We start from the raw sequence: 7,732 nt of genomic DNA on the forward strand, positions 1-7,732 counted from the left end.
CGGACAGCCCGAAAAATTGCAAAGCGCAAACAAGGGGTGACGGGCCCTGCAGGCGCTCGTATAGCCATGGCCGTTTTATCGCGCGAGTGATGTCCCCCGCATGAAGTCCATCGATCGCTACATGGCCCGGCTGATCGCGTTGCCGCTGTTCGCGACGCTGATCATCTCGGCGATGCTGCTGGTGCTCGATCGCATCCGCCGCCTGTTCGAATTCGTCGCGACCGAGGGCGGGCCGATCAGCGTGGTATGGCGAATGCTCGCCAATCTGCTGCCCGAATATCTGGGGCTTGGCATCCCGATCGGGCTGATGCTGGGCATCCTGCTCGCCTTCCGTCGCCTTGCCACCTCGTCCGAGCTGGACGTGATGCGCGGCGTCGGCATGAGCTACACGCGGCTGCTTCGCGTGCCGTACATGTACGCGATCGTGCTGGCGGCGCTGAACCTCGCGATCGTCGGCTATATCCAGCCCGTCGCACGCTATTATTACGAGGGGCTGCGGTACGAATTGCGCACCGGCGCGCTGGGCGCCTCGATCAAGGTCGGCGAGTTCACCCATCTGGGCGACCGCATGACCCTGCGCATCGAGGAGAGCCGCGACAATGGCCGCGACCTGTCGGGCATCTTCGTTCACGCCAACACGTCGAAGGGCGACTGGATCGGCGTGACCGCCGAACGCGGTCGCTTCCTGGCGACCGACGATCCCAACGTCATCATCTTCCGCCTGACCAACGGCACGCTGATCCACAACCGGCCCGAATTCAAGGCGCCTCGCGTGCTGACCTTCTCCAGCCACGACCTGCCGATCGACCTTCCCAAGTTCGACAATTTCCGCAAGCGCGGCGGTCGCGACCTGGAATTCACCCTTCCCGAGCTGGCCAAGCACGGACAGCAGGCGCAGAGCGCGGAGGCCCGTGCGGGGAGCCGGGCCGAATTCCACTTCCGCGTGGTCGAGGTAGTGACGATGTTCCTGCTGCCGCTGCTCGCGGTATCGCTCGGCATTCCCCCCAAGCGATCGACCTCCGCGCTGGGCGTGTTCCTGTCGATCGTGATGCTGGTCACCTATTTCAAGGTGAACCAATATGCCGCCGATATCGGCGCACTGGGCAGGGTCAATCCCGCGCTCGCGCTGTGGGCGCCGTTCACCGTCTTCGCGGGGCTCGTCTTCTGGATGTATTACGTCACCGCCTATGTGCCCGGCGGCCAGCCGATCGGCGCGCTGGAACGCGGCGTGGCCAAGCTGGCCAAGGCGATCGGCCGCTGGCTGCCGGGCCGCCGCCGCAAGAAGGCGATGACGGCATGACCCTGTCCAATATCTTCCCGTCGCGGACGATCGCCATCTACATGGCAAAGATGTTCTTCATCCGCACATTCGCGATCCTGTTCGCGGTGGCGCTGGTGTTGCAGACGCTCGACGTGCTGAGCGAGTCGGGCGCGGTGCTCGCCGCCCCCGGCAACGGCCAGGCGCAGGTATGGCGCTACGTCTCGCTGCGCGCGCCGCAGATCATCTCGTTCCTGCTGCCCTTCTCGGTGTTGCTCGGCACCATCCTGACCTTCTTCACGATGAACCAAAATTCGGAGGTCATCGCGCTGAAGGCGGCGGGCATGTCGGCGCATCAGGTGCTGGCGCCGCTTCTCGTGGCCAGCGCGGGCGTCGCGGTGCTGAGCTTCGCGTTCAACGACCGGATCGTGCCGCGTGCCAGCGCGACGCTGAGCGCTTGGCAGAAGGTACAATACGGCCCGCTTCCCTTCGACAGCGGGGATCGGGCCAATGTCTGGGTGCGCGACGGCGACGACCTGATCTCGGTCGACCTGATCCAGGGGCGCGGCGCCCGCACGCAGCTGGGCGGCGTGACGCTCTACGATCGCAGCGGCGGCAGCCTGCAGGCGATCGTCCGCGCGCCGCGTGGCACCCGCGTCGGCGATGGCTGGCAGATCGGCCCAGCGACCCGGTTCGAAGTCAAGTCGGGCAAGCTCACCCAATATCCATCGCTGATCGTCGGGCGCGGCGTCTCCCCCGAACAACTGACGCTGGCCAGCGTCAGCGCCGACAACCTGTCCTTCGGTGCGCTGTCGAGCGCGATCGACGATCTGCGCGAGGCGGGGCGGCCGACCAAGTCGCTGGAGGGGTCGCTCTGGCACAAGCTGTCCGCGCCGATGTCGGCCGTGCTGATGCCGCTGCTCGGCGCGGTCGCGGCCTTCGGTATCGCGCGGTCGGGCAAGCTGTTCGTCCGCGCGGTCATCGGCATGGCGCTGGGCTTCACCTATTTTATCGCCGACAACTTCTCGATGGCGATGGGCGACCTGGGTGCCTACCCCCCGTTCCTCGCCGCCTGGGCGCCGATCTTGCTGTTCTTCCTGATCGGTGAGGCGGTGCTGTTTCGCACCGAGGAGTGACCTTCGTCGGCTGACGTGCCGAAGGTCCGTTGCCTTCAACCTTGCTGCGACGGAACGGGGGTTGGGGGCTTGGGGGGATCACTTCCCCCGGCGGATCGTGCTCATGCCGATCTTGGCGACCAGGCCCGGCAATCCGGTATAGCTCGCCTTGTGATAGGGCGAATCCGGGGTCAGGGCCGCGCTGATCCGGCGGTGCGCCTCGCCCAGCGAATGATAAGGCAGCGACGGCAGCAGGTGGTGCAGCGCGTGGTAGCGCAGACCGACCGGCGCCCATAGCCCCGGCAGCAGCGACGGCGGCGGCACGTTGACCGAGTCGAGATACTGGGCGGTCACCGTCATCTGCTCGCCCTCATTCTCCCAGAGATGCGCGACCAAGGTGCGGACCTGGTTGAGCACCGCGACGGCCGAGCCGATCGCGAAGCCGATTCCGAAGCCACGCAGCGAAATCACCCCCGTCGCCACCAGCACGATCAACGCCACCGCCCAGATCGACGCCGCCGCATCGGTGCGGTTGAAGCGCACCAGCGCCTCGCCCTCGGGCATACGGCGGCGGAACTGCGGGTTGATCGCCAGCGCGGAGTAACGCTCGACCACGATCCGGCGCAGTCCCGGAACCACCCAGGACAGTGGCGAGAGGATCGCGAAACGGATCAACAGCCCCAGCGGCGCCAGCGCCGACACGAGGATGAACACCGGCAAGGTCCAGGGCTTCATCAGCGCCAGCGGCAGATATTCGGGATCGTCGGCGGTGCCGTAGCGCGTCTTCGCATGATGGAGGTTGTGCACCCCCTCATACATGAAGGCCGGGGTCAGCAGCGGCACACCCACCAGCGCGTTCCACCCGGTCCGGAAGCCCGGAAGCGCCGAATGCTTCATATGGCTGACCTCATGGATGAACAGCAGCGCCCGGTACAGCGCGAGCACCGCCACCACCGACGCCGCCACGATCACCACCGTCGACGCCGCCGTCACCGCGACCGCCAGGGCGGCATAGCCGACCAGCGCGCTGCCCACCATGTCCGCCCAGTAGAGGCGCGGATTGGGCGCGATCAGGTCGCGGGTCAGCTCGGCGGCGGCGCGCAGCATCGCCTTGTCGTCGGCGATCGGCAGGCGCGTATTGCGCGCCACGGCGGCGGCACCGGGGCCGCGTTCAAAAGAAAGCGTCGATTCCATAGGTCTATCCTTTGCCCCCATATAGTGGCGACACGGTGGCATTCCCACGGCGCGCGATGACGGAATCCTCACTCGCTATGATCGATCAAGACGGTTAGGAAATGGCTTTGCCATTCATCGCTGGACCGTCCGCCTTATGCCGCTTTCCATCCGTCCGGTCGTCACCAAGCGCGATCGCAAGACCTTTGTCGATTTCCCCTTCGGCCTCTACGCGGACGATCCGCACTGGGTTCCGCCGCTCAAGGGCGAGGCGCTCGGCCTGATCACGCCGGAGAAGAATGGTTGGTACAGCCATGCCAGGGCGCAGCTCTTCCTGGCCGAGGACAATGGCAAGGTGGTCGGACGTATCTCCGCGCATCTCGACACGCTGGCGCTGGAGATGGACCCTGCCCAAGGCTTCGGGCCGGGCATCGGCTTCTGGGGCCTGATGGATGCGGTCAGCGAGGAGGTGTTCAAGGCGCTGCTCGCCGCCGCCGAGGGGTGGCTGCGCGAGCAGGGGATGCACAAGGCGATCGGTCCGGTGTCGCAGTCGATCTGGGAAGAGCCCGGCCTGCTGGTCCAGGGGTTCGATCAGGACCCGACGATCATGATGGGCCATGCCCGCCCCGAATATCAGGGCTGGATCGAGGCGGCGGGTTACGGCGTCATCAAGCAGCTCTTCACCTATGAGCTGGACATCACGCAGGAATTCCCCCCGATCGTGCAGCGGATCATCAAGTCGGGCGAGAAGAACGAGCGTATCCGCGTGCGCGAGGTCAACAAGGCCAAGTTCGAGGAGGAGGCCGCGATCATTCTCGGCATCCTCAACGATGCGTGGTCGGACAATTGGGGCTTCATCCCCCTCACCCCGCCCGAGGTGAAGGATGTCGGCGTCAAGCTGAAGCCGATCGTGTTCAATGACCTGATCCGCATCGCCGAACTGGATGGAAGGCCGGTCGCGTTCATGATCACGCTGCCCGACCTCAATGAAGCGATCAAGCCGCTCAAGGGCAGCCTGCTTCCCTTCGGCTGGGCCAAGCTGCTGCTGTGGCTGCGCGCGCCGAAGGTCCGGACGATGCGCGTGCCGCTGATGGGCGTGGTCAAGGACCTTCAGTCCTCACGCATGGCCAGCCAGCTTGCCTTCATGATGATCGAATATATCCGCCGCGCCTCGATCACTCGCTACGGCGCGTCGCGTGGCGAGATCGGCTGGATCCTCGACGACAATCAAGGCATGCGTTCGATCGCCGAGACCATCAAGAGCGACGTCAACAAGACCTATAACGTCTACGCGCGCGATCTGGGCTGATCCGCGACGAACGGGGCCGTCCCCAGCGGTCGGCCCCGCCCCTACCCGTCACTTGTTGCGGCCGATATAGTCGAGCGGATCGATATCGCGCCACAGCCATTGCTTGCGCGTCATGCACACCTTGCCGCGCTGGACATGGTCCTGCTCGACGTTCAGGAAGCAATAGCGGACGGGCTTGGCACCGCCGACGGATGCGGTCGGAAGCGAGCCAGCGTCGACCGCGATCGAGGCGGGTTTGATCGCGGGATCCCGTGGCGTGGGGGCGGACAGGGCGACAGCGGTCGCAAGCATGGCGAACATCATGGCATTTCTCCGATGAGCGTGTGGGTCAGCGACGTGCGATGCGGCCGGTCGGGACGGCGCCCTCGCGTGCGATCCACTCATCGGCGGTGCGGCAGACCCTGGTCGGAATGCGCGAGCCGGTCAGCGTATCGACCACGCAGTACCGCGTCGCGGACGACGCCATCGGCGACGGCGAACGCTCGGCGACGATCGTGGCAGCGGTCGGCGACGGCACAGGCGAAGCGACCGGCTCGCGACCCGAGGTTGCGGTGGCCAAAGTCGTAGCGATCATCAATGTCATCAGCATGGTGGTAACTCCCTGGTTGCCGGATCACCCCGGCATGTGAGTTACTGCATTAGTCGTGCCACACACTTGCTATGTGCATTTTCAATGACTTACGGAAATGGGTTGTCGCAAGAATTGCCATGTTGTGGCAAATTTCCCCGAGAATCGTCGAAAATCGCAAGCGAGGTCGACCCTTGCGATATGTCCTAGGGCCGATCGACATTCAACCATGCCTGTCCTTCCCTCGCCCCTCGTAGAGGGGAGAGGAGAGGATAAGCTGGATGTCGACCGGCCTAATGATCGAACCCGCCCCAGCGAATCCCGAACAGTCCAATCCGACGTCATGCGGTCACGCGCGCCGGATATCGCCAAGTCTATCGACCGGCGAATACATGGGAGAAGCCTTCTCCAGCATAAACCCTACCGGGATATTGCGACACTATCGTGCAGAGACGATGACATATTGATGGCGTTATTGCGAAAAACCCGCATCCAGCGTGGTGTTTGTCGTGAAATTGTCACCACCTGCTGCGAACACCCGTCCATCGTCGCACAACGGGATGCCCCTTCGATGGCAACGCAGATGAGTACCGCCAGCGTCACCAAAGCCTATGACCGCTGGTCGCCGGTCTATGATCTGGTCTTCGGCCCCGTCTTCAAAAAAGGCCGCTCCGCCGCCATCGTCGCCGCCGAGCGGATCGGCGGACGGATCATCGAGGTGGGCGTCGGCACCGGCATTTCCCTGCCCCAATATTCGCGGGCCAATCGCATCGTCGGCGTCGACCTGTCCGAGCCGATGCTAGACAAGGCGCGCGAGCGGGTGAAGCGCGGCCAGCTCAGCCATGTCGAGCAGATCGCCTACGGCGATGCCGAGGCACTGCAATTCGCCGATGAGAGCTTCGACGTGGTGGTCGCGCAATATGTCATCACCGCCGTGCCCAATCCGGAAAGGGCGCTCGACGAGTTCGCGCGCATCTGCCGCCCCGGTGGCGAGATCGTCATCACCACACGCGTGGGCGCTGGCGAAGGGCTTCGCGGGCGGATCGAAAAGACGCTGATGCCGGTCACCAGTCGCCTGGGGTTCCGCACCGACTTCCCGTTCGAGCGCTATACCGACTGGGCGGCGACGCGCGGCGATGTGGAACTGGTCGAAAGCCGCCCCCTGCCCCCGCTCGGCCATTTCTCGCTGGTCCGCTTCGCCAAGCGCCAGCCTTCCCTCCAAGGACATGTGCAATGACTGGTTTCCGCGCACAGCTCGCCGAACAGCGGTGGGACGATCATCGATATTATCATCACAGCCTGGTCAACCAGAGCCTGCACTTCGTCAGCGCCTGCACCTTCCTGACCGCCTATGCGCTGCTGTTCCTCGATCCTGCGGTGGCCAGCCTGCTCGCCTGGGGTGTCGCGATGACCAGCCGCCAGGCCGGGCATTTCTTCTTCGAGCCCAAGGGCTATGACCATGTGAACAAGGCGACGCATGAGCATAAGGAAGAGATCAAGGTCGGCTACAACCTGACGCGCAAATATGTGCTGATGGGCATCTGGGGCGCGATCCCGATCGTGCTGCTGATCCAGCCGACGCTGTTCGGCAGCCTCGAATATCCGGACGGCTTCATGGGCTATCTGCGCCATGTCGGCATCGGCTGGCTGGGACTGGGCGTCAGCGCGATCTTCGTTCGCGTGATGCAGCTCTGGGCCAAACGCGATCTGGAAACCGGGCTCGTCTGGGCGACCAAGATCGTCACCGACCCGTTCAACGACTTCAAGATGTACAAGAGCGCGCCCCGCCGCCTGATGAAGGGCGAGCGGATGGATCATCACGATGCCGATGATTTCGAGGATCTGAAGGCCGCGTAAATTCGCTTTATGGCGGAGAAGAGCGGTGGTCCGGCAAGGACCGCCGCCCATTTCACATTCCGCACTCTCGCCTGGCCGTTCCCCTCCCGCAGGCGGGAGGGTGCTTTCCTTCTCCCCTCCCGCAGGCGGGAGGGCGCTCCTTCTTCTCCCCTCCCGCAGGCGGGAGGGTGCTCCTTCTTCTCCCCTCCCGCAGGCGGGAGGGTGCTCCTTCTTCTCCCCTCCCGCAGGCGGGAGGGGCTGGGGGAGGGCAAGGGGTCTCACAGAGACCATTGCTTGTGGCCCTGCCCTCCCCCCAACCCCCTCCCGCCTGCGGGAGGGGGAGCAGGGAAAGGGGGAGCAGGAAAAGGGGGAGCGGACTATCCGCCCCGCCCCAACTGAGTAGCCCCTAGTTTTCTAGACGCCTTGAGCCATCAAAGCCTGCTGCCGTTCGAACTCGACGGGCGACAGCATCC

General features: G+C 64.7%; 8 protein-coding genes. 5 read left to right on the forward strand and 3 right to left on the reverse strand.

Features of this window, described 5'->3' with window-relative positions:
• Window positions 1-100: 100 nt before the first annotated feature.
• Window positions 101-1,300, forward strand: a complete 1,200-nt coding sequence (lptF, locus tag LRP66_RS09360) for an LPS export ABC transporter permease LptF (protein ID WP_230482224.1) — start codon at window positions 101-103, stop codon at window positions 1,298-1,300.
• Entirely contained in the window at window positions 1,297-2,394 is a 1,098-nt protein-coding gene (lptG, locus tag LRP66_RS09365; RefSeq protein WP_230482225.1) for an LPS export ABC transporter permease LptG, read from the forward strand. The genes lptF and lptG overlap by 4 nt, the downstream gene beginning before the upstream one ends.
• A gap of 78 nt (window positions 2,395-2,472) precedes the next feature.
• Here the strand turns inward: lptG and LRP66_RS09370 are convergent, their stop codons facing one another.
• Window positions 2,473-3,567: a fatty acid desaturase family protein gene (locus LRP66_RS09370; protein WP_230482226.1), complete on the reverse strand. Its 1,095-nt coding sequence runs from the start codon at window positions 3,565-3,567 to the stop codon at window positions 2,473-2,475.
• A 136-nt stretch (window positions 3,568-3,703) separates the two neighbouring features.
• Between LRP66_RS09370 and LRP66_RS09375 the strand changes: the two genes are divergently transcribed.
• The gene (locus tag LRP66_RS09375; protein ID WP_230482227.1) at window positions 3,704-4,855 is read left to right on the forward strand and encodes an N-acetyltransferase; all 1,152 of its coding nucleotides are present in this window, start codon (window positions 3,704-3,706) and stop codon (window positions 4,853-4,855) included.
• A gap of 48 nt (window positions 4,856-4,903) precedes the next feature.
• Here the strand turns inward: LRP66_RS09375 and LRP66_RS09380 are convergent, their stop codons facing one another.
• Window positions 4,904-5,158, reverse strand: coding sequence for a hypothetical protein (locus tag LRP66_RS09380; RefSeq protein ID WP_230482228.1), 255 nt, complete (start codon window positions 5,156-5,158; stop codon window positions 4,904-4,906).
• A gap of 25 nt (window positions 5,159-5,183) precedes the next feature.
• On the reverse strand, window positions 5,184-5,444 hold the full coding sequence (locus LRP66_RS09385) for a hypothetical protein (protein ID WP_230482229.1): 261 nt from the start codon (window positions 5,442-5,444) through the stop codon (window positions 5,184-5,186).
• A 562-nt stretch (window positions 5,445-6,006) separates the two neighbouring features.
• Here LRP66_RS09385 and LRP66_RS09390 point away from each other — a divergent pair.
• Together LRP66_RS09390 and LRP66_RS09395 are read left to right on the forward strand one after the other, a co-directional pair.
• A complete protein-coding gene (locus tag LRP66_RS09390) occupies window positions 6,007-6,660 on the forward strand; it encodes a class I SAM-dependent methyltransferase (protein ID WP_230482230.1) in 654 nt (217 codons plus the stop codon).
• Window positions 6,657-7,280 (forward strand): hypothetical protein, encoded by a 624-nt coding sequence (locus tag LRP66_RS09395; protein WP_230482231.1) that lies wholly within the window; start codon window positions 6,657-6,659, stop codon window positions 7,278-7,280. Before LRP66_RS09390 ends, LRP66_RS09395 begins: the two co-directional genes overlap by 4 nt.
• Window positions 7,281-7,732: the final 452 nt, after the last annotated feature.

It is taken from the genome of Sphingomonas sp. Leaf21 (assembly GCF_916858675.1).
Lineage (GTDB): Bacteria > Pseudomonadota > Alphaproteobacteria > Sphingomonadales > Sphingomonadaceae > Sphingomonas.

What these genes read in the sequence shown, in the direction of transcription:
- lptF (WP_230482224.1), top strand. Translation starts at nt 101, where the DNA reads ATGAAGTCCATCGATCGCTACATGGCCCGGCTGATCGCGTTGCCGCTG.
- lptG (WP_230482225.1), top strand. Translation starts at nt 1,297, where the DNA reads ATGACCCTGTCCAATATCTTCCCGTCGCGGACGATCGCCATCTACATG.
- LRP66_RS09370 (WP_230482226.1), bottom strand. Translation starts at nt 3,567, where the DNA reads ATGGAATCGACGCTTTCTTTTGAACGCGGCCCCGGTGCCGCCGCCGTG.
- LRP66_RS09375 (WP_230482227.1), top strand. Translation starts at nt 3,704, where the DNA reads ATGCCGCTTTCCATCCGTCCGGTCGTCACCAAGCGCGATCGCAAGACC.
- LRP66_RS09380 (WP_230482228.1), bottom strand. Translation starts at nt 5,158, where the DNA reads ATGATGTTCGCCATGCTTGCGACCGCTGTCGCCCTGTCCGCCCCCACG.
- LRP66_RS09385 (WP_230482229.1), bottom strand. Translation starts at nt 5,444, where the DNA reads ATGCTGATGACATTGATGATCGCTACGACTTTGGCCACCGCAACCTCG.
- LRP66_RS09390 (WP_230482230.1), top strand. Translation starts at nt 6,007, where the DNA reads ATGAGTACCGCCAGCGTCACCAAAGCCTATGACCGCTGGTCGCCGGTC.
- LRP66_RS09395 (WP_230482231.1), top strand. Translation starts at nt 6,657, where the DNA reads ATGACTGGTTTCCGCGCACAGCTCGCCGAACAGCGGTGGGACGATCAT.